The 21697-nt window shown below is 74.5% G+C and carries 16 protein-coding genes; 11 read left to right on the top strand and 5 right to left on the bottom strand.

The window, feature by feature from the left end; genetic code table 11:
* Window positions 1-273: 273 nt before the first annotated feature.
* The 7 genes from IF30_RS0101760 to IF30_RS0101730 all read left to right on the top strand — a co-directional run bounded on the left by IF30_RS0101760 (window position 274) and on the right by IF30_RS0101730 (window position 11464).
* Window positions 274-4188: a Pls/PosA family non-ribosomal peptide synthetase gene (locus tag IF30_RS0101760; RefSeq protein WP_078891059.1), complete on the top strand. Its 3915-nt coding sequence runs from the start codon at window positions 274-276 to the stop codon at window positions 4186-4188.
* Window positions 4185-5561: a M1 family metallopeptidase gene (locus IF30_RS0101755; RefSeq protein WP_030230895.1), complete on the top strand. Its 1377-nt coding sequence runs from the start codon at window positions 4185-4187 to the stop codon at window positions 5559-5561. The genes IF30_RS0101760 and IF30_RS0101755 overlap by 4 nt, the downstream gene beginning before the upstream one ends.
* A gap of 160 nt (window positions 5562-5721) precedes the next feature.
* Entirely contained in the window at window positions 5722-7101 is a 1380-nt protein-coding gene (locus tag IF30_RS0101750) for a serine hydrolase domain-containing protein (protein WP_030230894.1), read from the top strand.
* 378 nt (window positions 7102-7479) lie between these two features.
* Window positions 7480-8388, top strand: coding sequence for a GNAT family N-acetyltransferase (locus IF30_RS0101745; protein ID WP_078891058.1), 909 nt, complete (start codon window positions 7480-7482; stop codon window positions 8386-8388).
* Window positions 8385-9200 carry a lysophospholipid acyltransferase family protein gene (locus tag IF30_RS0101740; protein WP_037898678.1) on the top strand — a complete coding sequence of 272 codons (816 nt, stop codon included), beginning with the start codon at window positions 8385-8387 and terminating at the stop codon, window positions 9198-9200. The genes IF30_RS0101745 and IF30_RS0101740 overlap by 4 nt, the downstream gene beginning before the upstream one ends.
* A 236-nt stretch (window positions 9201-9436) precedes the next feature.
* Complete coding sequence (pip, locus tag IF30_RS0101735) at window positions 9437-10390, top strand: prolyl aminopeptidase (protein ID WP_030230887.1); 954 nt, start codon at window positions 9437-9439, stop codon at window positions 10388-10390.
* Window positions 10391-10465: 75 nt separating this feature from the next.
* Entirely contained in the window at window positions 10466-11464 is a 999-nt protein-coding gene (locus IF30_RS0101730; protein WP_030230884.1) for a YdcF family protein, read from the top strand.
* A gap of 143 nt (window positions 11465-11607) precedes the next feature.
* Here the strand turns inward: IF30_RS0101730 and mca are convergent, their stop codons facing one another.
* Together mca and IF30_RS0101720 are read right to left on the bottom strand one after the other, a co-directional pair.
* Window positions 11608-12513 (bottom strand): mycothiol conjugate amidase Mca, encoded by a 906-nt coding sequence (gene mca / locus IF30_RS0101725; RefSeq protein WP_037898754.1) that lies wholly within the window; start codon window positions 12511-12513, stop codon window positions 11608-11610.
* Window positions 12514-12731: 218 nt separating this feature from the next.
* Window positions 12732-14174 carry an MDR family MFS transporter gene (locus IF30_RS0101720; protein WP_107054291.1) on the bottom strand — a complete coding sequence of 481 codons (1443 nt, stop codon included), beginning with the start codon at window positions 14172-14174 and terminating at the stop codon, window positions 12732-12734.
* Window positions 14175-14325: 151 nt separating this feature from the next.
* Between IF30_RS0101720 and IF30_RS0101715 the strand changes: the two genes are divergently transcribed.
* Entirely contained in the window at window positions 14326-14973 is a 648-nt protein-coding gene (locus tag IF30_RS0101715) for a TetR/AcrR family transcriptional regulator (protein WP_030230876.1), read from the top strand.
* A gap of 83 nt (window positions 14974-15056) precedes the next feature.
* Window positions 15057-15737, top strand: a complete 681-nt coding sequence (locus IF30_RS0101710; RefSeq protein WP_030230874.1) for a DUF6445 family protein — start codon at window positions 15057-15059, stop codon at window positions 15735-15737.
* Window positions 15738-15954: 217 nt separating this feature from the next.
* Here IF30_RS0101710 and IF30_RS0101705 read toward each other — a convergent pair whose 3' ends face one another.
* From IF30_RS0101705 to IF30_RS0101690, 3 genes are all read right to left on the bottom strand, one after another.
* On the bottom strand, window positions 15955-16572 hold the full coding sequence (locus IF30_RS0101705; RefSeq protein WP_030230872.1) for a hypothetical protein: 618 nt from the start codon (window positions 16570-16572) through the stop codon (window positions 15955-15957).
* 305 nt (window positions 16573-16877) lie between these two features.
* A complete protein-coding gene (locus IF30_RS0101700; RefSeq protein WP_030230871.1) occupies window positions 16878-17390 on the bottom strand; it encodes an isochorismatase family protein in 513 nt (170 codons plus the stop codon).
* Between the two features lie 441 nt (window positions 17391-17831).
* The gene (locus IF30_RS0101690; RefSeq protein ID WP_030230866.1) at window positions 17832-19400 is read right to left on the bottom strand and encodes a glutamate synthase subunit beta; all 1569 of its coding nucleotides are present in this window, start codon (window positions 19398-19400) and stop codon (window positions 17832-17834) included.
* Window positions 19401-19576: 176 nt separating this feature from the next.
* On the opposite strand from IF30_RS0101690, the gene IF30_RS0101685 reads away from it, so the two are divergent.
* Together IF30_RS0101685 and IF30_RS0101680 are read left to right on the top strand one after the other, a co-directional pair.
* Entirely contained in the window at window positions 19577-20257 is a 681-nt protein-coding gene (locus IF30_RS0101685) for a response regulator transcription factor (protein WP_030230863.1), read from the top strand.
* Window positions 20254-21642: a HAMP domain-containing sensor histidine kinase gene (locus IF30_RS0101680; RefSeq protein ID WP_078891056.1), complete on the top strand. Its 1389-nt coding sequence runs from the start codon at window positions 20254-20256 to the stop codon at window positions 21640-21642. Before IF30_RS0101685 ends, IF30_RS0101680 begins: the two co-directional genes overlap by 4 nt.
* The last annotated feature ends 55 nt before the right edge of the window (window positions 21643-21697 follow it).

The following is a 21697-nucleotide window of genomic DNA, read 5'->3' as shown; positions in this document are numbered from 1 at the left end:
TCGACCTGACGTACCGTCAATCCGATTGACTCTCCGTCACATCAAGGACAGAACACCACAGTTGTTGACTGATGGCGCGTCAGATCCGTTCAGGATGAGCCAAGTTGGATCGGAACACGCACCGGGCACCGGCCGGAAGGCCGGGCTACCATCGGTCAGGTTGTCCGCTCCGGCCCCGGAGTGGGGTCACCCGGTTCCGGCGAGTGCTCCCACCGCCCCCAAGGGCCGGGCATCGATCAGGACGGGGCGAGGACGAGGAGCGCAGGCGCTGCCATGACAGCTGAACCGAGCCAGCTGAACGAACCGGTCCGGCCGAGCCAGGACGCCGCGCCGCCGCGCGCCCTCTTCCCGGGCCGTCCGGCCGCCGCGCCGCGCACCCTGGTCGACCTGCTGGACGCCACCGTGCGCGCCCACCCCGACGAGCCGGCCCTGGACGACGGCCGCACCGTGCTCAGCTACCGCGCGCTGGCCGCCGAGGTCGAGCAGCTGCGCCGCCGACTGGCCGCCGCCGGGATCGGGCCGGGCGACCGGGTGGGCGTACGCGTGCCCTCGGGCACCAACGACCTGTACGTCTCGATCCTGGCGGTGCTCGCCGCCGGCGCCGCCTACGTTCCGGTGGACGCGGAGGACCCGGACGAACGCGCCGAACTGGTCTTCGGCGAGGCCGGGGTCGCCGCCGTGCTCGGCGCCGGGCGCGCCCTCACCACCCCGGTCGGGGCGGCCCTCGCCGCCACGGCCGAGCAGGCGCCCGCCGGTGGGCGCCGTCCCACCCCGGCCGACGACGCCTGGATCATCTTCACCTCCGGATCCACCGGCAAGCCCAAGGGCGTCGCCGTCACCCACCGCAACGCCGCCGCCTTCGTGGACGCCGAGGCCGCGCTGTTCCTCCGGGAGGAGCCGATCGCCCCCGGGGACCGCGTGATGGCCGGCCTGTCGGTGGCGTTCGACGCCTCCTGCGAGGAGATGTGGCTGGCCTGGCGGCACGGCGCCTGCCTGGTGCCCGTTCCCCGTTCCCAGGTCCGCAGCGGCGCCGATCTCGGCCCCTGGCTGGCCGAGCAGGAGATCACCGTGGTCTCCACGGTCCCGACCCTGGCCGCGCTGTGGCCGGCCGAGGCGCTCAACGAGGTGCGGCTGCTGATCTTCGGCGGTGAGGCCTGCCCGCCCGAGCTGGTGCAGCGCCTGGTCACCGAGGGCCGGGAGGTGTGGAACACCTACGGCCCGACCGAGGCCACCGTGGTCGCCTGCGCCGCGCTGCTGACCGGAGAGGGCCCCGTGCGGATCGGCCTGCCGCTGGACGGCTGGGACCTCGCCGTGGTGGACGAGGCCGGCGAGCCGGTAGCCCCGGGCGGCACCGGCCAGCTGGTGATCGGCGGGGTCGGCCTGGCCCGCTACCTCGACCCGGAGAAGGACGCCGAGAAGTACGCGCCGCTGCCCTCGCTGGGTTGGGAGCGTGCCTACCGCAGCGGCGACCTGGTCCAGGCCGACCCGGCCGGCCTGCTGTTCCTCGGCCGCACCGACGAGCAGGTCAAGCTGGGCGGCCGCCGGATCGAGCTCGGCGAGGTCGACGCGGCCCTGCAGGCCCTGCCCGGCGTGTCGGGCGCGGCCGCCGCCGTCCGGACCGCGCGCGGCGGCAACCAGCTGTTGGTCGGGTACCTGGCGGTCCAGGAGGGCTTCGACCGCGAGCAGGCCGTCGAGCGGCTGCGCGCAGAACTGCCCGCCGCCCTCGTCCCGCTGCTGGCGACCGTCCAGACGCTGCCCACCCGGACGTCCGGCAAGGTCGACCGCAACGCCCTGCCCTGGCCGCTGCCCGAGCTGGAGGCCGCCGGGCCGAGCGAGCAGCTGTACGGCACCGAGGCCTGGCTGGCCGAGCAGTGGGCCGAGATCCTCGGCATCAGGGTGAGCGGCCCGCGCGACGACTTCTTCGCGATCGGCGGCGGCAGCCTGGCCGCCGCCCGGCTGACCACCCTCCTGCGCACCCGCTACCCGAGCGCGGCCGTGCTCGACATCTACCAGCACCCGACGCTGCGCAAGCTCGCCCGGCACCTGGAGGGCACGGCCGCGGACCGCTCCGAGGCGCGGACCGTCGCCCTGGTGCCCACCCGGGCCAAGCTCCTGCAACTGCTCCTGCTGATCCCGCTGTTCACCGTGGTCGGGCTGCGCTGGACGGTCGCCCTGCTGGCCGCCGGCAACCTGCTCACCCACCTCGGCGACTACCCGTGGGCGCCCACCGCCTCCTGGTGGTGGGTCGGCGCGGGCGCGCTCGCGCTGGACACCCCGGCGGGCCGGCTGGCGGTCGCTGCGGGCGGCGCCCGGCTGCTGCTGCGCGGCGTGCGCCCCGGCAGCCACCCGCGAGGCGGCGCCGTCCACCTGCGGCTCTGGACCGCCGAGCGGCTCGCCGAGATCAGCGGCGCCGCCTCGCTGTCCGGCGCCTGGCTGGTGCGCTACGCCCGCGCGCTGGGCGCCAAGGTCGCGCCCGAGGTCGACCTGCACTCCCTCCCGCCGGTCACCGGAATGCTGAAACTGGGCCGCGGCTGCGCGGTCGAGGCCGAGGTGGACCTGTGCGGCTACTGGCTGGACGGCGACCGGCTGCTGATCGGCCAGGTCAAGGTGGGCTCCGGCGCGGTGGTCGGCACCCGCTCGACGCTGCTGCCCGGCGCCCGGATCGGCAAGCGCGCACAGGTGGTGGCCGGCTCCAGCGTCACCGGCCAGGTCCCGACCGGCCAGCGCTGGGGCGGCGCACCCGCCGTCAAGCTGGGCCGCACCGAGCGCACCTGGCCCAAGGAGCGCCCGCCGCGCCGGGCCCGCTGGGCGACGCTGTACGGAGCCAGCGGTGGCGTGCTCGGTCTGCTCCCGGTGCTGCCCGCCCTCGCCTCCCTCGCCGTACTCTCCCGCTTCGTCCACCAGGGCGACGGGCTCGGCGCGGCCCTCGGCGGCGCCCTGCTGGGCCTGCTGCCCGCGACCCTGGCGTTCGGCGCGGTGTACGCGGCGCAGCTGCTGGCCCTGGTGCGGCTGCTGAGCTTCGGCCTGGAGCCGGGGGTGCACCCGCTGCACGGCCGGGTCGGTTGGCAGGCGTGGACGGTCACCCAGCTGATGGACCGGGCCCGGGAGGTGCTGTTCCCGCTCTACTCCGGGCTGGTCACACCGCTGTGGCTGCGGGCGCTCGGGATGCGGGTCGGCCGGGGCGCCGAGGTGTCGACGGTGCTGGCCCTGCCGAGCCTCACCACGGTCGGGGACCACGCGTTCCTGGCCGACGACACCCTGGTGGCGCCGTACGAGCTGGGCGGCGGCTGGGTGCGGCTCGGCGAGGCGAAGGTCGGCGAGCGGGCGTTCCTGGGCAACTCGGGGATGACCGCGCCGGGCCGGTCGGTGCCCAAGCGCGGCCTGGTGGGCGTGCTGTCGGCGGCGCCGGCGAAGGCGAAGAAGGGCAGCTCGTACCTCGGCATGCCGCCGATGCGGCTGCCGCGCTCGGCGGACCGGGGCGACCAGAGCCTGACGTACGAGCCGCCGGCCCGGCTGCTGTGGGCGCGCGGGCTGGTCGAGCTGGGCCGGCTGGTGCCGGTGCTGGCCTCCGGGGCGCTGGGCGTGTTGACGGGGGCGGCGCTGTCCTGCCTGGCCGCCGGCTCGCCGCTGACGGCCGCCCTGCTGTCGGGCCTCGTCCTGATCGGCGCCGGCACGGTGGCCTGTGTGGTCGCGATCGCGGCGAAGTGGCTGCTGGTCGGCCGTTTCCGGGCGGTGGAGCACCCGCTGTGGAGCGGCTTCGTGTGGCGCAACGAGCTGGCGGACACCTTCGTGGAAATGCTGGCGGTGCCCTGGCTGGTCGGTGCGGTGCCGGGCACCCCGGTGCTGAACCTGTGGCTGCGGGCGCTCGGCGCCCGGGTCGGGCGCGGGGTCTGGTGCGAGAGCTACTGGCTGCCGGAGGCGGACCTGGTCACCCTCGGCGACGGGGTCAGCATCAACCGCGGCTGCGTGGTGCAGACGCACCTCTTCCACGACCGGATCATGCGGATGGATACTGTGGTCCTCCGCGAGGGCGCCACCCTGGGCCCGGGCGGCATCGTGCTGCCCGGCAGCACGGTGGGCGCGCGCAGCACCCTGGGCCCGGCCTCACTGGTGATGCGCGCCGAGTCCGTCCCCGCCGACACGCGGTGGCTGGGCAACCCCATCGAGGCGTGGCAGACCACGTCATGACCACCCCGACGAGCAGTCGTCCCGGCCCGCAGGAAGCGCACGCCCCCGTGAAGCCCAAGCACGCCCCGGCGGTCGCCGGCGCCCCGGACCCGTACTTCCCGAACAGCGGCGACCACCGCTACCGGGTGCACCGCTACGAGCTGACGCTGGACTACCGGCCGGGCCCCAACCGGCTGGCCGGCTCCGCCCGGCTGAGCGCGGTGGCGGACGCGGCCCTCGCGGAGTTCGCGCTCGACCTGGCCGAGTTCCGGATCGGCCGGGTCCTGGTCGACGGCCGGGCCGCCCGCTACACCCACCGCGCCGGCAAGCTCCGCATCCGCCCGGCGAAGGCGCTCGCGGCGGGCGCGGCGTTCACCGTCGAGGTGCACTACACCGGCAACCCGCGCCCGGTGCGCAGCCCGTGGGGCGGCCTGGGCTGGGAGGAGCTGACCGAGGGCGCGCTGGTCGCCAGCCAGCCGGTCGGCGCGCCGTCCTGGTTCCCGTGCAACGACCGGCCCGCCGACAAGGCGACCTACCAGCTGGCGATCACCACGCCGTCCCCTTTCACCGTGGTGGCGAGCGGCCGGCTGCTGACCCGCACCACCCGGGCGTCCAGCACCACCTGGGTGTACGAGCAGAGCGCGCCGACCCCGACGTACCTGGTGACGGTGTCGGTCGGGCACTACCGGCCGGTGCCGCTGGCCGCGCGCCCGGCCGTGCCCCAGACCGGGTACGTGCCCGAGCCGCTGGCCACCGCCTTCGCCCGGGACTTCGCCCGGCAGCCCGAGATGGCCGCCTACTTCGGCGAGGTCTTCGGGCCGTACCCGTTCGGCGAGTACGCGGTGGTCGTCGCGGACGAGGAACTGGACGTCCCGGTGGAGGCCCAGGGCGTCGCCACCTTCGGCACCAACCACCTCGGCGGCGGCTGGGAACGCGAGCGGCTGATCGCCCACGAGCTGGCCCACCAGTGGTTCGGCAACAGCGTCACGATCGCGAACTGGCAGCACATCTGGCTCAACGAGGGCTTCGCCAAGTACGCGGAGTGGCTGTGGTCCGAACACGCCGGCGGCCCGGCCGCGGCCACCCATGCCGCCGCCGCGCACCGCCTGCTGACGGGGCTGCCGCAGGACCTCAGCCTCGCCGACCCGGGCCGCAAGCTGATGTTCGACGACCGGCTGTACCAGCGCGGCGGGCTCGTCGTGCACGCGCTGCGGCGGGCGCTCGGCGACGACGCGTTCTTCGCGATGCTGCGGGACTGGACGGGCGTCAACCGGCACGGCGTGGTCGACACCGCCGACCTGCGGGCCCACGCCTCCCGGTACACCACCACCCCGCTCGGCCCGCTCTTCGAGGCCTGGCTGGAGCGGCCGCAGCTGCCACCGCTGCCGGACTGAACCTCCGTCAGAGGCGCGCCCATGGTCGTCGTGGCAGTCACCCGCCCACCGGGCGGGCGGCGAACCGGGCGGGCGGCAAACCCGGCCGGGTAAACCGGGTGGGGGCCGGCGCCGGGCTGGACTACTGTCCGTCCCCATGTCGACGAGTTCTGCAGACCACATGACCGACCTGCCCCACGAACTGCTCCCCGCCACCGGCCGCGCCCTCCTGCACCGGCTCGCCGTCGCCCAGTCCGAGGGCCGCGCACCGTCCGTGGTCGCCGGCGTGGTGCGCGACGGCCGACCGGTGTGGAGCGGCGCCCGCAGCATGACCGACGGGCACGCGCCGACCCCGGACGTCCAGTACCGGATCGGCTCGCTCACCAAGACCTTCGTCGCCGTACTCGTCCTGCGGCTGCGCGACGAAGGACTGCTCGGCCTCGCCGACCCGCTCTCGCGCCACCTGCCCGGCACCCCGGCCGACGACGCGACCATCGCCCAACTGCTCTCGCACACCTCCGGCCTCGCCGCCGAGACCCCCGGCCCGTGGTGGGAGCGGACCGAGGGCACCCTCCGGCCCGGCCTCGACGACCTCCTGGAGGCCGAACGCCCGCTCAAGCACCCGGCCGGGCGGCTCCACCACTACTCCAACCCCGGCTACGCGCTGCTCGGCGCCCTGGTGGCGGAACTGCGCGGCAAGCCATGGGGCGAGGTGCTGCACCGCGAGGTGCTGGCACCGCTCGGCATGGACCGCACCACACTGCTGCCCGAGCACCCGCACGCCGGTGGCTTCGCCGTCCATCCCTGGGCCGACGTTCTGCAGCCCGAACCGCTCACCGACACCGGACTGATGGGCCCGGCCGGCCAACTCTGGTCCACCGGCGCCGACCTGGCCCGCTGGGCGGCCTTCCTCGCCGCCGGGGACGACAAGGTGCTGTCCGCCGACACCCTCGCCGAGATGCGCCGCCCGGCCGCCGCGCCGGACGACTCCGGCTGGAACTCCGCGTACGGCTTCGGCCTGCAACTGCGGCGCCACCAGGGCCGACTGCTGTACGGACACACCGGCTCGATGCCCGGCTTCACGGCGGGACTGTGGGTCAGCGAGGCCGACGGTCTGGCCGCGTACGCCCTCGCCAACGCCACCAGCGGCGCCGCCACAGCGCAACTGGCAGCCGAGTTGATCACGCTCACCGCCGAGCACGAGCCCCGGCTGCCCGAGCCCTGGCGCCCGCTCGCCGAGGTGGACGACGACCTGCTGGATCTCACCGGGCCCTGGTACTGGGGCGCCGCTCCGAACACGCTCCGCCTGAGGGCCGGCCGCATCCTGGAACTCGCCCCGCTCGCGGGCCACGGCCGCGGCTCCCGCTTCCGCCCCGAGCCGGACGGCACCTGGACCGGCCTGGACGACTACTACGCGGGCGAGACCCTGCGGGTGGTCCGCCGAGCCGACGGCACGGTCAGCCACCTCGACCTCGGCTCCTTCGTCTACACCCGCGAGCCGTACGGCCCGGCCCCGGCCGTCCCGGGCGGCGTCGACCCGGAGGGCTGGCGGGGCATGTGAGCCCGGGCCCGGATCACCCGGGTGATCCGGGCTGTCCCGGTCACCCGGGTCACCCGGGTCACCGGAATCCGCCGGACCATTCCGCTACCCGGGTGACCCTGGCGGGCCCGCGACCGCAGCGGCGTGCGGTGCAGCCGCACGCCCCCGTTGTCCACCCACGGCGAACGAGCGCCCGGTGCCGGGAAGATGACCGGCAGGCCACGGGTGGTCCCATTCAGCAGGTGCACATCTGCGCTCCGCCGCGCCGCAACGTGGATGCCAACCCACTCGGAGAGACATACCGAGACCGGTTCGCGTCCACGCCCAACCACCTGCGGACCGGGACGGTGCCCTGGCGATCCACGGCACCGCCGATCGTGCTGCCCTGGAGGGTCCGCCATGACCACCGTCCCCACGTACGCTCCGTCCGCAGTCACCCCCACCCATGACACCCCGGCGATCCCCGCTCCCCGCCTCCGGCCGGTCGCGGCGCCGGTCCCGACTGCGGCTGCGGCCCCGACTGCGGCTGCGGCTGCGGCTGCGGCTGCGACCCCCTCTCGAACCCCGGCGGCGTACACCGTCTCCCTCGCCCGGGACGAGGACGACGTGCGGGCCGCCCAGCGGCTGCGCCACCAGGTGTTCGGAGCCGAGCTCGGCGCCCAGCTGCACAGCACGGTCCCGGGCCTGGACGTCGACCCCTTCGACGAGTTCTGCGACCACCTCCTGGTCCGGGAGAGCGAGCACGGCCCCGTCGTCGGCACCTACCGGCTGCTGCGTCCCGAGGCCGCCCGCCGGGCCGGGGGACTGTACTCCGAGGGCGAGTTCGACCTCTCCGCCCTGGCACCGGTCCGCCCCGGTCTGGTCGAACTCGGGCGTTCCTGCATCCGCCCGGACCACCGGGGCAACGGCGCCGTCATCAACCTGATGTGGGGCGGCATCGCCCGCTACCTGGCCGACACCGGCAACACCTGGGTCGGCGGCTGCTGCTCGATCGGCCTGGCGGACGGCGGCGCCACCGCCGCCCGGGTCTGGGACACCATCAGCGCCAAGCACCTGGCCCCCGCCGAGTACCGGGTCACCCCGCACCGCCGCTGGGACGCCACCGGCGTGCCGCGCGCCGAGCGGGGCCCGCTGCCGGCCCTGCTCCGCGGCTACCTGCGGCTCGGCGCCTGGGTCTGCGGCCAGCCCGCGTACGACCCGGACTTCGCCTGCGCCGACCTGTACGTGCTGCTGTCCCTGGAGCGCACCGACCCGCGCTACCTGCGGCACTTCCTCTCCGGCCTGCCGGGCCTGGGCACGGCGTCATGAGCGTCTGGCTGCCCACGGCCACCTGCCGGCCCGAGACCTGCCTCGCCGACCCGGCACCCGAGGTCTCCCACCCCCGGCGGGTGCTGCGACTGACGGCCTGTCTGGCGGCCGTCGTGGCCGGCGTCGCGCTCAGCGTGCCGCTCCGACCGCTCCCGTACGGCCTCCGGGACGCGCTGATCCGGCTCTGGGCACGCGTCGTGCTGCGCGCGCTAGGCGTGACCGTCCACCTCTCCTGGCCGGGCGCCCGGCCCGGCGGGGGCGGGATGCTCGTGGTGGCCAACCACGTGTCCTGGCTGGACATCCCGCTGCTGGCGGTCGGCCGGCCGGGCCGGTCGCTGGCCAAGACCGAGGTCCGGCAGTGGCCGGTGCTCGGACGGCTGGTGGCCTGGGGCGGCACCGTCTTCCTGGACCGCGACCGGCTGCGGACGCTGCCGGCCACCGTCGCGGCGGTGGCCGGGGAACTGCGCTCCGGGCACCCGGTGATCGTCTTCCCGGAGGGCTCGACCTGGTGCGGGCGGGAGAGCGGCCGGTTCCGGCCCGCACTGTTCCAGGCCGCGGTGGAGGCGGGCGCCCTCGTCCAGCCGGTGACGATCCGCTACCGGCTGGCGGACGGGCGGCCGACCAGCATCCCCGCCTTCATCGGGGACGACGGACTGCTCACCTCGCTCGCCCGGGTGGTCGCGGCGCGCGGGCTGGTCGCCGAGGTGACCTTCCTGCCGCCGATCCCGCCGCCCGGACCGCAGCCCACCCGGGCCGGCGCCCGGCGCGAGCTGGCCCGGTCCGCGCAGGCGGCGGTCGAGGGGCTCCGCTGACGGCCCGCCACCACTGCAGCCGGTAGAGCCGGTCGGGCCGGTCGGGCGGACGGAGGCACGGTCGGGCCGGGTGGGCCGGTTCAGGCCTGCCGAGCCGAACGCGCCTCCGCCGGCTCCGCCGGGCACGGCGGCTGCGGGCCGCACCACCGGGCCGCACCACCGGCCGCACCACCGGCCGCCCCCAGAGGGGGTAGGCTCACCGAGCCCCCGTCCGTACGACCGCGGAGGAGTCCCCGGTGGCCGCCACCTACCCCCTCTACGAACCTTACGCGCAAGGCCTGTTGGACGTCGGCGACGGGCAGCGGATGCACTGGAACACCTCCGGCAACCCGTCGGGAACGCCCGCCGCGGTGGTGCACGGCGGCCCCGGATCCGGTCACGGCCCGGGCGCGCGACGGTACTTCGACCCGGATCGCTACCGCGTCGTCCAGTTCGACCAGCGCGGCTGCGGCCGGAGCCTGCCGCACGCCGCCGACCCGTCGACCGGGCTGGAGCACAACACCACCGCGCACCTGATCGCCGACATGGAGAAGCTGCGCGAACACCTCGGCATCGACAAGTGGCTTCTGTACGGCGGCTCATGGGGCTCCACACTGATTCTCGCCTATGCCCAGGCCCACCCGGAGCGGGTCTCCGGGATCGTGATCTGCGGCGTCACCATGACCACTGCCGACGAACTCGACTGGCTCTACCGGGGCGTCGGCCGGCTGATTCCCGGGCCGTGGGAGGACTTCCGGGACTTCCTGCCGGCCGCCGACCGGGACGGCGACCTCCTCGCCGCCTACAGCCGGCTGCTCAACAGCCCCGACGAGACCGTCCGCCGGGCTGCCGCCAACGCCTGGGTCACCTGGGAGGACGCGGTCATCACGCACGAGGTCCTGGGGAATCCGAACGCGTACAGCGACCGCCCGTCCGACGCCCTGATGGCGTTCACCCGGATCACCGCGCACTACTTCTCGCACCGGGCATTCCTCACCGACGCCCAACTGCTGCGCGACGCCGGACGACTGGCCGGGATCCCGGGCGAGCTGATCCACGGCCGACTGGACCTCGGATCACCGCTCGACACCCCCTGGAAGCTGGCCAAGGCCTGGCCGGACGCCCGGCTGACGATCATCGACGAGGCCGGTCACACCGGGAGCCCGCGCATGACGGAGGCCGTCCTGGCCGCGATCGAACGCTTCGCCTGAGCACCCGCCCGCCTCCCTGGGCGCCGGACCGCTCGGCCAAGTGGCCCATCCCGGTGAACCCCTACGATACGATGCATGATCGCCTATGCCCCCGCCGCGCTGTTCTTCCTGCTCTTCGGAATCGGGGTACTGCGCGACCGTCGCCAGTTCAGCAACGCCGTCCTCCTCGGCATAGCCGTCTCGCTCCTCTCCATCGCCCTGCTCGCCGAACTCCGCAAGGCGCCGACCCTGGTGGTGGAGGTCGTGGCGGGGGTCATCATCCTGCTGCCGGCCGTCGGCACGGTCGCCCTGGTCTGGTTCCTCCTCTCCAACGGCGTGACCATGATCCGGAAGGAGGGCAAGCGGCCGGCCAACCTCCTGTCACTGCTCGCCGGAATCGGCATCATCGCGGTAGTCGCGCTGCTGGGCGCCGCCATCGTCACCGGCTCCCGCCTGCTGGCCGTCCTGGCGGGCACCGCTGTCCTGGTGGTCCTCTACATCTCCTTCCTGTTCGTCTGCTTCGTCGGCTACGCGTTCCTGTACAGCCGCCACCGACCGCGCCGGAACGTGCACTTCGTGGTCGTGCTCGGCTCCGGACTGATCGGCGGCGAGCGAGTCCCGCCGCTGCTGGCCAGCCGACTGGACCGGGCGCGCGAGGCGTACGAGAAGCAGGTCGCGCGCGGCAACCCGCCGGTGCTGATCACCTCGGGCGGCCAGGGCCCCGACGAGAAGCTGCCCGAGTCGCACGCGATGGCCGCCTACCTGATCGAGCGCGGCTTCCCCGCCGAACGCATCGAGCGGGAGGACCGCTCGCGCACCACCGAGGAGAACCTGCTCTTCAGCAAGGCCATCATGGAGCAGGCCGAACCCGACTACCGCTGCGTCGTGGTCACCAACAACTTCCACGCCTTCCGGGCGGCCCTCCTCGCCCGCAAGACCGGCGTCAACGGGCACGTCCTCGGCTCGCCGACCGCCCGGTACTACCTGCCGAGCGCCACCATCCGGGAGTTCGCGGCGGTGTTCCTGGCACACAAGGTCGTCAACTTCGGGATCTGTGGCCTCCTGGCCGTCTGCGGCATCCTCGCGGCGCTCTGAGCACCCCGGAGCGACCGGGTCCTGGCCCGGTCGCGCCACCCGGAGCGGCGGGCTGCTCGCGCACGGCAGTGCCGACCAACGGGCAGTTACACGCCGGAGGGCCGAGCGACGCCCTCCCCGCGCAGCCGTGCCCCGCACGCGGCTCACCCCACCCCCTCCCCCGGCCTGATCCCGGCAAACAGGTCGTCCTCGACCACGTCACCGGCCCCGCCGGCAAGCCGGCCACCGGCCCCGCCACCAACCCCGCCACCGACCGGCGGCACCAAGCTCCGGGCCAGGTGGTAGTCCTCGGTCGGCCAGACCTCGCGTTCGATGTCCCGGGGGTGGGCCATGAACGCGACGCCCGGCCGCACCTGGGTGGCGTGCGCCAGCATCGCCGCGTCCCGCACGGCGAACTGCTCGGCGCACGCGATCCTGGTGGTCGTGGCCAGGGCGGGCGGGGTGTCCGGCCAGTCGGCGAGCAACTCGCCCATGCCCGACGGGACACCGCGCTCCGTCATGGCGTCGTGCAGCGTCTGGAACCAGGCCCGCGAGAGCGCCAGGTGGTAGTAGAGCTTGGACGCCTGCCAGGGCTCGCCCGCCTCGGGGAAGCGGGCCGAATCGGCGGCGGCCTCGAAAGCCGCCACGGTGACCTGGTGGGTCATCACATGATCCGGGTGCGGGTACCCGCCGGTTTCGTCGTAGGTGATCACCACCTGCGGGCGGAACTCCCGGATCAGTGCGACCAGCGGCGCTGCCGCGACCTCGACCGGCTGGGCGGCGAAGCAGCCCTCGGGCAGCGGCTCGCCCGGGCCCGGCATCCCGGAGTCGACGAAGCCGAGGAACCTCTGCTCCACCCCGAGGATCCTGCGGGCGGACGCCATCTCCTCGCGCCTGATCCGGGCGATGTCGGCCCGGACCTCCGGCCGGTCCATCGCCGGATTGAGCACCGAGCCCCGTTCGCCGCCGGTACAGGTGGCGACCAGGACCTCCACACCCGCGGCCGCGTACCGGGCGAGGGTGGCCGCGCCCTTGCTGGACTCGTCGTCGGGGTGGGCGTGCACGGTCAGCAGGCGAAGGCCGCCGGAGTGGGCGGAATCGACACGGGCGACGTGTTCGGCAGAGCCTGGGTGCTTGGTGAACATGGTTACCTCCGGGACGAACGGCAGGGAAGACGTCAGGCAGCGGTACGGCGCGGCGGGGAGTAGCGGCGGGGAGTAGCGGTCGGAGCAGCAGCGGGGAGTAGCAGGGAGCAGTGAGGTGCGGTACGGGCCCGAAGGGGTGCCTGTCAGATGTTCTGACGGGTCTTCGGGTAGAGCAGGGCGGGCCCGATCGCGAGGGCTGACAGGGCCAGCACCCACCAGAACGTCTCCCCGAAGGCCGCCCCGGGCCGGGCGGGGTGCCCGTGCTGCGTCTGCTGGAGGACCAGCGTCAGCACCGCCGTACCGAGCGCCCCGCCGACCCGGTTCAGCACGTTGACCGCGCCGGCCGCCGTCGGCACCTGGGCCTTTTCGACGCTGCCGTACACCGCCGCCAGGCCGGGGATCGCGATGATTCCCATGCCCGCACCACGCAGCGTCAGCGAGCTTGCGATCAGCCAGTCGGCAGGGTCGGAGCCCGTGCCGAGCCGGGTGAACGCGAGCGTGCCGACCAGGGAGCAGGCGATGCCGATCAGGATCAGCGGGCGCGGCGCGACGCGGTCGGTTATTCGGGCGGCCAGCATCGCGGTGACCGCCGTGCCGAGGGCCTGGGGGGCCAGGAGCAGGCCGGCCTCCACCGCACCGGCGTGCTTGACCTGCTGGTAGTACAGCGGTACCAGGAACATCGAGCTGTAAAGCGCGGCGCCCTGCAGGAAGCTGTTGGCGGTCGCCACGCTGAAGCCGCGCCGGGCGAACAGCCGCAGGTCTATCAGCGGCGTACGGACTCCGGCGCGGCCCACGCGCACCGCGTACCAGCCGTACACCGCCACCAGCACCGAGCCGGCCACGAGGGCGGCCCAGCCGACCGGCCCGCCGTCACCGATCGTCGAGAGCCCGTAGACCAGCCCGGTCAGACCGGGTGAGAGCAGGACCAGGCCGGTCACGTCCAGGCGGGGCCTCGGCGCGTCCGAGGCCTCCTCGGGCGGCAGCCAGCGGGCGGCCAGCAGCAACGTGAGCAGCCCGACCGGCACGTTCAGCAGGAACATCCAGCGCCAGTCGAGGTGCTCCAGCACCAGCCCGCCGAGGATCGGCCCGAGCACCGGCGCGAGGCTGATGGGCAGCATGAGGGTGCCCATCACCCGCCCGACCCGGGACGGCCCGGCCGCCTGCACGATGATCGCCTGGCCGAGCGGCTGGATCATGCCCCCGCCGATCCCCTGCAGCACCCGGAAGGCGACCAGACTGCCCGTCGACCAGGCCAGACCGCACAGCACCGAGCCCAGCACGAACAGGACGACGGAGGCGAGCCACGCGCGCCGGGCGCCGAAGCGGCCGGCGGCCCAGCCCGAGAGCGGCATGGTCAGCGAGATCGCCAGCAGGTACCCCGTGGCCACCCACTGCACGGCCGCGATCGAGCTGTGCAGGTCCCGGGCGACCGAGTCGATGCCGACGTTGACGATCGTGGTGTCGAGCAGTGCGAGCACCGGGCCCAGCGCGAGCACCCCGCCCATCTTCCACAGGCTCCGCGGAATCGGCTCCGCCGTCGCCCGGTCTCCCGCCCGCCGACCCTTCGCAGTGACGGATGTGGTCATGCGCCCTCCCCTGAGACGTCCCTGGAGTCGCCCGTGCCGCAGCTCCTCCGGCAGCCGTTCCGACCGCCCGAGTAGAACTTAGGTCCGACCCATTGCTTGGGTCAAGCCTAATTACTGTGCTCGACCCAGATACCTGCGCTACGCTCCTGCCATGACCGAGACCGGGACCGCTCCGAACCTGCGCGAGCTCAACAAGCGCCGCACCCGCGAGGCGATCTCGCACGCCGCGACCAGGCTCTTCATCGACCAGGGCTTCGACCGGACGACCATCGCCGAGGTCGCGGCTGCGGCGGGCGTCGCCAAGATGACCGTCACCAACCACTTCCCGCGCAAGGAGGACCTCTTCTTCGACCTGCACGAGGAGATCGTCCACCGCCTCGCCCGGGCCGTCGCCGGGCGGGCGCCGGGCGAGTCCGCCCTCGCCGCGCTGCGCCGCGACTGCCTGGCCGGGATCGACCGGCACGATCCCCGGCTCGGCTTCTCCGGCCCGGCCTTCACCCGCACGGTCGTCGACAGCCCCGCCCTGACCGCCCGGCTGCGCGAACTGCACGAGCAGGGCGAGACCGCCCTCGCCGAGGCCCTGGCCGAGGCCGTGCACGAGAGACCCGTCGGCTTCGAGAGCCGGGTCGCCGCCGCGCTGCTCGCCGCCGTCGACCGGGCGCTGTTCGCCGAGGTGTTCCGCCGGACACTGGCCGGCGAAGAGCCCGCCGCGATCGCCGCCGCCGTGCGGCCCTCGGCAGTCCACGCCTACGACCGACTGGAGGGCGCCCTGGGGGGCTTCGCCGTGCGGGAGGCCTGACGGTCTCCCGCCGGAAGGCTCTTGACGCAAAGTTGACCTGCTCACGGCAGAAGGTTGACGATCACCGCCTCTATGGTCGGCGCATGTCCTCACAGCCCATCAGGCCCATCACCCTGCCGGTCCTGCCGTACCGCAAGCCCACCCGGGGCCGGGACTACTGGGTCCTCAACGACGTCCTGCCCGACCCGGACGCCGTTCGCGAGCGCTGCCTGGCCCGCGGTGACTGGACCGAGGGCTACCCGCACCGCCCCGAGACGTGGCCTGGCCTGCGCACCATGCCGGGGCTGGAACCCGACGAGCTCGCCCGTGTCGAGGGCCTGGTCCGCAAGGCCACCGGCGCCTCGCGGCTCTGGGTGCAGAGCACCCCGGGCGGCGGAACGCTCAACCACAACTGCGTCCAGGTCGTCGGCGCCGGGGAGTCGGAGTCCCGCCCGCACACCGACTCCCGCGCGCTCTGCCGCTACGCCGCCGTGCTCTACCTCAGCCCGGGAGCACCCAAGGACGCCGGCACCAGCTTCTACCGCCAGCAGTTCCCCGGCGGCCGTCTCGGCGGCAATCTGGTCAACGCCCCGCACAACAACCTCGTCGAGGCGCTCGGCACCCGGCGCGTGCCAGGCGACCACTTCGTCGAGGACGTCCGCGTCCCCAACCGTTACAACCAACTGCTGCTCTACCACGCCAACCTGATCCACAGCGCCACCACCTACTACGGTGACGACCTGGAGGATCGCCGGATGACGGCGGTGTTCTTCTGGATGGCCTGACACCCGCCAACACACCCGACACCACACCCGCCGGCACACCCGCCGGCCCGGCGATTCACCGACCTGACACCTCACCGACCCGACACCACCCCGGTCACCCACCTCATCGACCCCGTCCCCACCGCCCGGACACCCCACTCGGACACGCCGCTCGGACACCCGACCCACGCACCCGACTCGGGTACCCGACTCGGACCCGGCTCGGCCCCGCCACCGTTCAGGCCGCCCCGACGTGGGCCAGGCTCGCCCGGGTCAACGCCGCCGCCAACCGCGCCAGGTCGTTCGCCGCGACCAGCCCCGCCAGGCGGTCCGGGGTTCCCGGCAGCCCGAGCGTCCGGGCCTCCTCCAGCACCCGCTCGTCGAAGTACGGCCGCAGCTCGGGCCAGACCGCCTGCGCCTCACGCCGGAAGATCCCGGCCCCGACCGGCCCGATCCGCGGGAACTCCCGCAGCAGCTCGCCGATCCGTTCCGGATCGCCCCCGGCCTCGTCCCGCAACCGCCGCAGATCGCCGTGCCAGCGGTCGAGCAGCAGTTCGGCTCCCTGGCTGAGCGCCGTGGCGGTGCTCTCGTCGTAGCGCACGTAGTGTGCCCGACCGAATGCGGCGATCAGTGTGCCGCGCCGGGCCTCGACCATCGCGCGCGGCGTGCGCAGCCCGGCGGCTGACAACTCGCGGGCCGCCGCCGTCGCGGTGCCGGCACTGATCCGCACCGAGCACAGCACGGTCAGGACGAGCAAGCGATAGAGCGGTGAGGGCTTGTCGCGCAACACGATCCCGGCCTCCTCCGCATAGGTGCGGCCGAACCGGTCCAGCAGCTCGGAAACGCTCAGTTCCATGGCCTCCACCTCCTCCCCCACGCTTGCCCCGTTTCACGGCGCCCGCACCCGGGGGCGCCGGTCCGTCCCCTGGCCGCTCCGGCCTGAGAAACGCCGAGGACGTGTCGGGCACCGAGGGCTTGGCGGACACCGAGGAGGTGTCGGACCCCAAGGTGGTGGCAAACGGCCCCCGGCGGACGGCCACTCCAGCAGGTGCGGGGACGGCCGCCCGGCTGGCGGCACCGGCAGCCCGCGACGCCCGAGACACCGACTCCAAGCGACCGGAGCCGTACCGCCTCCGAGCGGGCAGCAGCTGAACCCGGCCCCTAGACCAGCCGCAGGTCCGCCGCCGCCACGATGTCGCCGAGGCGCGGAAAGTCCAGTTCCACGGACGCCCGGTGCTCGTCCGCCGTGAGTGCGGCCATCGCGTCCTCGACGAACACCAGCGTGTACCCGTGGTCGGAGGCCGCGCGGGCGCTCGACTCCACCCCGAGGTTGGTGGCGATCCCGGTGAACACCAGGGTCTGCACGCCCCGCGACTGCAGCAGTTCGTGCAGTCCGGTGCCGTGGAAGGCGCCGATGGTGCGCTTGACCAGGATCTCGTCGGCCACCGCCGCGACCTCCGCGACGAGTTCGCTTCCGGGCGGCTGCTCGGCCACGCCCGGCCGCTCGACCCGTACGGCGACGACCGGGGCACCGGCGGCACGGAAGGCCCGGGCGAGTTCCAGCGACGTGGCGACCACCTCCGAACCGGTGCGCGGCGCGAGCGGGTTGGCGACGATCCGGTCCATCAGGTCGATCACGACCAGGGCGGTGCTGCGAGGGTCAAGAGCGGTCATGGGCCTCACGCTAGCCGATCCTCCGCGGGGGCCGGGCCCGCCGTCTCCGGCTCCGTCTCCGTCTCCGTCTCCGTCTCCGCCCGGAAGCCTCGATCATTACGCGGAGCCCGTGGTCGAAGTCGGCGTCGTGGTCGCCCATTCGCAGCACGTCCGCCGCTTCGCGCGCTGGCAGGAGCTCGCGCAGCGCTTCGTCCGGGACCAGCTGGCGGTCGGGTGGGAGGGCGTCGGCGAGCATCGCCGGATCCCCACCCGTTCCCACGGCTCAACACCGCTCCACCGAAGCACGCCGGGCTTCCGACACCGACCAGGAGGCCGCTCAGGCCCCTCATGCCCCTCGCTGAGGAGCCCACCCAGGCCCATCAAGACCCATCAAGACCCTCAGGATCCTCAGGCCCCTCAAGCCCCTCAAGCCCCTCAAGCCCCTCAAGCCCCTCAAGCCCCTCAAGCCCCTCCCAGCGTGAGCGCCCGCGCCGATGCGCTGATCGGCGCCGGGAGTTCGGTCCGGCCGCGCAGGTAGCGGTCCACCGCCGCGGCCGCCGACCGCCCCTCGGCGATCGCCCAGACGATCAGCGACTGCCCGCGCCCGGCATCGCCGGCGACGAACACGCCCGGTGTGGCGGTGCCGAAGCCGTCGTCCCGGGTCAGTGTGCCCTGCGGGCCGGTGGCGAGGCCCAGTTGGGCGAAGAGCCGCTGGTCCGGTTCCGGGCCGGTGAAGCCCAGCGCGAGCAGTGCGAGCTGTGCGGGCAGGCTCCGCTCGGTACCGGCCCTCGGGCTGCGGTCGGCAGCCTCGGCGCCGGATCCGACGACGGCGCCCACGCCGCCTCCCGTCCCAGCTCCCGCCCCACCCCCATCGTCACCCCTACCCCCGCCCCCGCCCCCGGCTTCGGCGAAGCGGACGGCGACGAGCCGGCCGTCCGGGCCCGGCTCGAACCCCACGGTGACCGCCGCGAACACCCGCGATCCGGCCCCGGCGGCGCCGCACTCCTCGTGCGAGGTGGTCTCCCGGTACACCTTGGCGTGCACCGGCCAGGGCTGCCCGGCTGCCCGCCCGTCCGGCGGGCGCGGGTTGATGTCCAGTTGGATGACCGAGGCGGCGCGCTGGCGCAGCGCCGTCCCCAGGCAGTCGGCCGCGGTGTCCCCGCCGCCGACGATGACCACGTGACGGCCCTCCGCAGAGACCGGCGAGGCCGCGCAGTCACCTTCGTCCACCCGGTTGGCCCAGGTCAGGTAGTCCATGGCCGGGTGCACCCCGGGCAGTTCACGGCCGGGTACCGGCAGTTCACGGTGGGCGGTCGCGCCCACCGCGACCACCAGGGCGTCGTATCCGGCCCGCAGTTCCTCTCCCGTGACGTCCCGGCCGACCCACACGCCGGTGCGGAACGCGGTGCCCTCGGCCCGGAGTTGGTCGAGCCGGCGTTCCAGCCGGTGCTTCTCCAGCCGGAACGGGGGGATGCCGTACCGGAGCAGCCCGCCCGGCCGGTCGGCCCGCTCGTACACCGTGGTGGCGTGCCCGGCGCGGGTCAGCTGCTGGGCGGCGGCCAGCCCGGCCGGGCCCGAGCCGATCACGGCGACCCGGTACCCGCCGCGCCGCTCGGGTGGGTGCGGCCCGTCCCAACCTTCGTCCCGGGCCCGGTCGGCGATGGCCAGCTCGACGTTCCTGATGGTCACCGCGGCTCCGTCGATGGCCAGCACGCAGGCGCTCTCGCAGGGCGCCGGGCAGAGCCGCCCGGTGAACTCCGGGAAGTTGTCGGTCGCCAGCAGCCGGGCCGCCGCGGCCTGCCAGTCTCCGGCCGCCGCCAGCCGGTTCCACTCCGGTACGAGGTTCCCGAGCGGGCAGGCGTGGTGGCAGAACGGCAGCCCGCAGTCCATGCACCGCTCGGCCTGTCCGCTGATCACCGGCAGCAGGCCGCCCGGCCGGTACACCTCGTTCCGGTCCCCCAGGCGCTCCCGCGCGTCCCGGCGGGCCCGCTCCGCGCGCGGGGTGGTGAGGAAGGCCATCCGGTCTGCCATCGCGGCCTCCGGCAGGGCGTGCCGACACGGACCAGGCGGCCCACCCGGCGGCGCGCCACCGTGGGGCAACCGTACGCCTGCGAAGCGGCGCGCGAAAGCGGCGGCCGTGCGGGCCCGCGGTCCGGGTTCCGGACCCGCCCGAAAGCGTCGTGGGCACGCCAGGGAGAATCCTCGCCATGACCCACATGGTGCTGATCGCCGAGGACGACCGGGCCATCCGCGATTCGCTCGCCCGGGCGCTGATGCTGGAGGGCTACCGGGTGCGGATCGCCGCGAACGGCACCCAGACCCTGGCCGTGTTCGCCGAGCAGCGCCCGGACGTCCTGCTGCTCGACGTGATGATGCCCGAGCCGGACGGCCTGGAGGTCTGCCGCCGGCTGCGTGCCGCCGGAGACCGCACCCCGGTGCTGATGCTCACCGCCCGGGTCGAGGTGCCCGACCGGATCGCCGGCCTCGACGCCGGGGCCGACGACTACCTGGTCAAGCCCTTCGACGTGGCCGAGCTGTTCGCCCGCCTGCGCGCCCTGCTGCGCCGCAACCCGCCCACGCCCGCCGCCGAGGTCCTGACCGTCGCCGACCTGCGGATGGAGCCGGCCGCCCGGCGCGCCTGGCGGGCCGGCCAGGAGCTCGAACTCTCCCGCACCGAGTTCGACCTGCTGGAGCTGCTGACCCGGCACGCCGGTGCCGTCCTCGACCAGGCCACCCTGTACGAGCGGATCTGGGGCTACGACTTCGGCCCCGGTTCGAAGAACCTCGCCGTGTTCATCGGCTACCTGCGCCGCAAGCTCGACCACTCGGGCCTGCCGCCGCTGATCCACACCGTCCGCGGCGTCGGCTACACGCTGCGCGAGCCGTGACCGGCCCGGCCCGCCGCCGCCGCCTGCGGCTGCCGCGCCCGGGTCTGCGCACCACCCTCTCGCTCGCCTTCGCGGCGATCGCCGCGCTGGTCGCGGTGCTGATCGGCGCGCTCGGCTACCACGCCGCCGCCCGGCTGATCCGGGACGACGAGACCGCCGACTTCTCCGCGGCCGTCGAGTCCGTCCACCGTCAGGTCGAACTCGAGAGCCTCTTCCCGGGGGACTTCGCCGGCCCGAGCGGTCTCAGCGACGACCTGCTGCGCCCGATCCGGGTGACCTCCCAGGCGCTCGACCCCGACGCCCGGGTGCTGCCCGGCACGGGCCGGCTCGACCTGCCGCCCACCCCGGTCGACCGCGAGCTCGCCCGGGCCGCGGAGCCCGGCCGCACCTCCACCGGGCTGCGCCGCCTGCACGGCGACGCCCTCCGGGTGGGCGTGGTCTCGCTCGGCGGTGGCCGCGGCGCGGTCCAGATCATCCAGCAGGTCGGGCCGACCGAGCGCCTGCTGGCGGCCCTTCGGGTCCGTACGGTGGCCCTGGTGGCGGTCGTCGCGCTGTTCGCCGGCGGGGCGGGCTGGCTGCTGGCCCGGCGGATCACCGACCGGCTGGTCCGGCTCACCGACGCGGCCGAACTGGTCGCCGCCAGCGGCCGGCTCGACGTGTCGGTGCCCGTCGCCGGGAAGGACGAGGTGGGCCGGCTCGGCCGGGCCTTCGACCGGATGCTGGTCCGTCTGGCCACCGCCAAGGAGAACCAGCGCCGGCTCGTCCAGGACGCCGGGCACGAGCTGCGCACTCCGCTGACCAGCCTGCGCACCAACCTCTCGGTGCTCCCCGCGATGGACCGGCTGCCGGCCGCCGAACGTGCCGCCCTGATGGCCGATCTGACCGAGGAGGCACGGGAGTTGACCCTGCTGGTGGAGGAGCTGGTGGCGCTCGCCGCGGACCGCAGGGCGGACGAGCTGCCGACCGGCGTGGTGCTGGCCGAGGTGGTCCGGGAGGCCGCCGCCCAGGCCAGGCGGCGCAGCGACCGGGAGATCGTCGTGGACGCGGACGACACCGTCGTCACCGCCCGGCCGGACGCGCTGGCCCGCGCGGTGGGCAATCTGCTCGACAACGCCGCCAAGTTCGACCCGGCCGGCGAGGGGCCGATCGAGGTCGTGGTGCGCGGCCCGCGGGTCGAGGTGCGCGATCGCGGCCCCGGCATCGAGGTGGCCGATCTCGACCGGGTCTTCGACCGCTTCTACCGGGCCACGGCCGCCCGCAGCCTGCCGGGTTCGGGGCTGGGGCTGGCCATCGTGCACGAGGTGGCCCGCTCGCACGGCGGCACCGCCTTCGCCGCCAACCGGGAGGGCGGTGGCGCGGTCATCGGCTTCACGCTCGGGTCCTGACCGGCCACGCCTCCGCCCCGCCCACGCCAGACCCGTACCGGCCCGCACCGGACCG

This window comes from Streptomyces sp. NRRL S-350, from assembly GCF_000719705.1.
Lineage (GTDB): Bacteria > Actinomycetota > Actinomycetes > Streptomycetales > Streptomycetaceae > Kitasatospora.
Note: the sequence above shows the minus strand (reverse complement) of the source record. Positions and strands in the feature narration are given on the sequence as shown.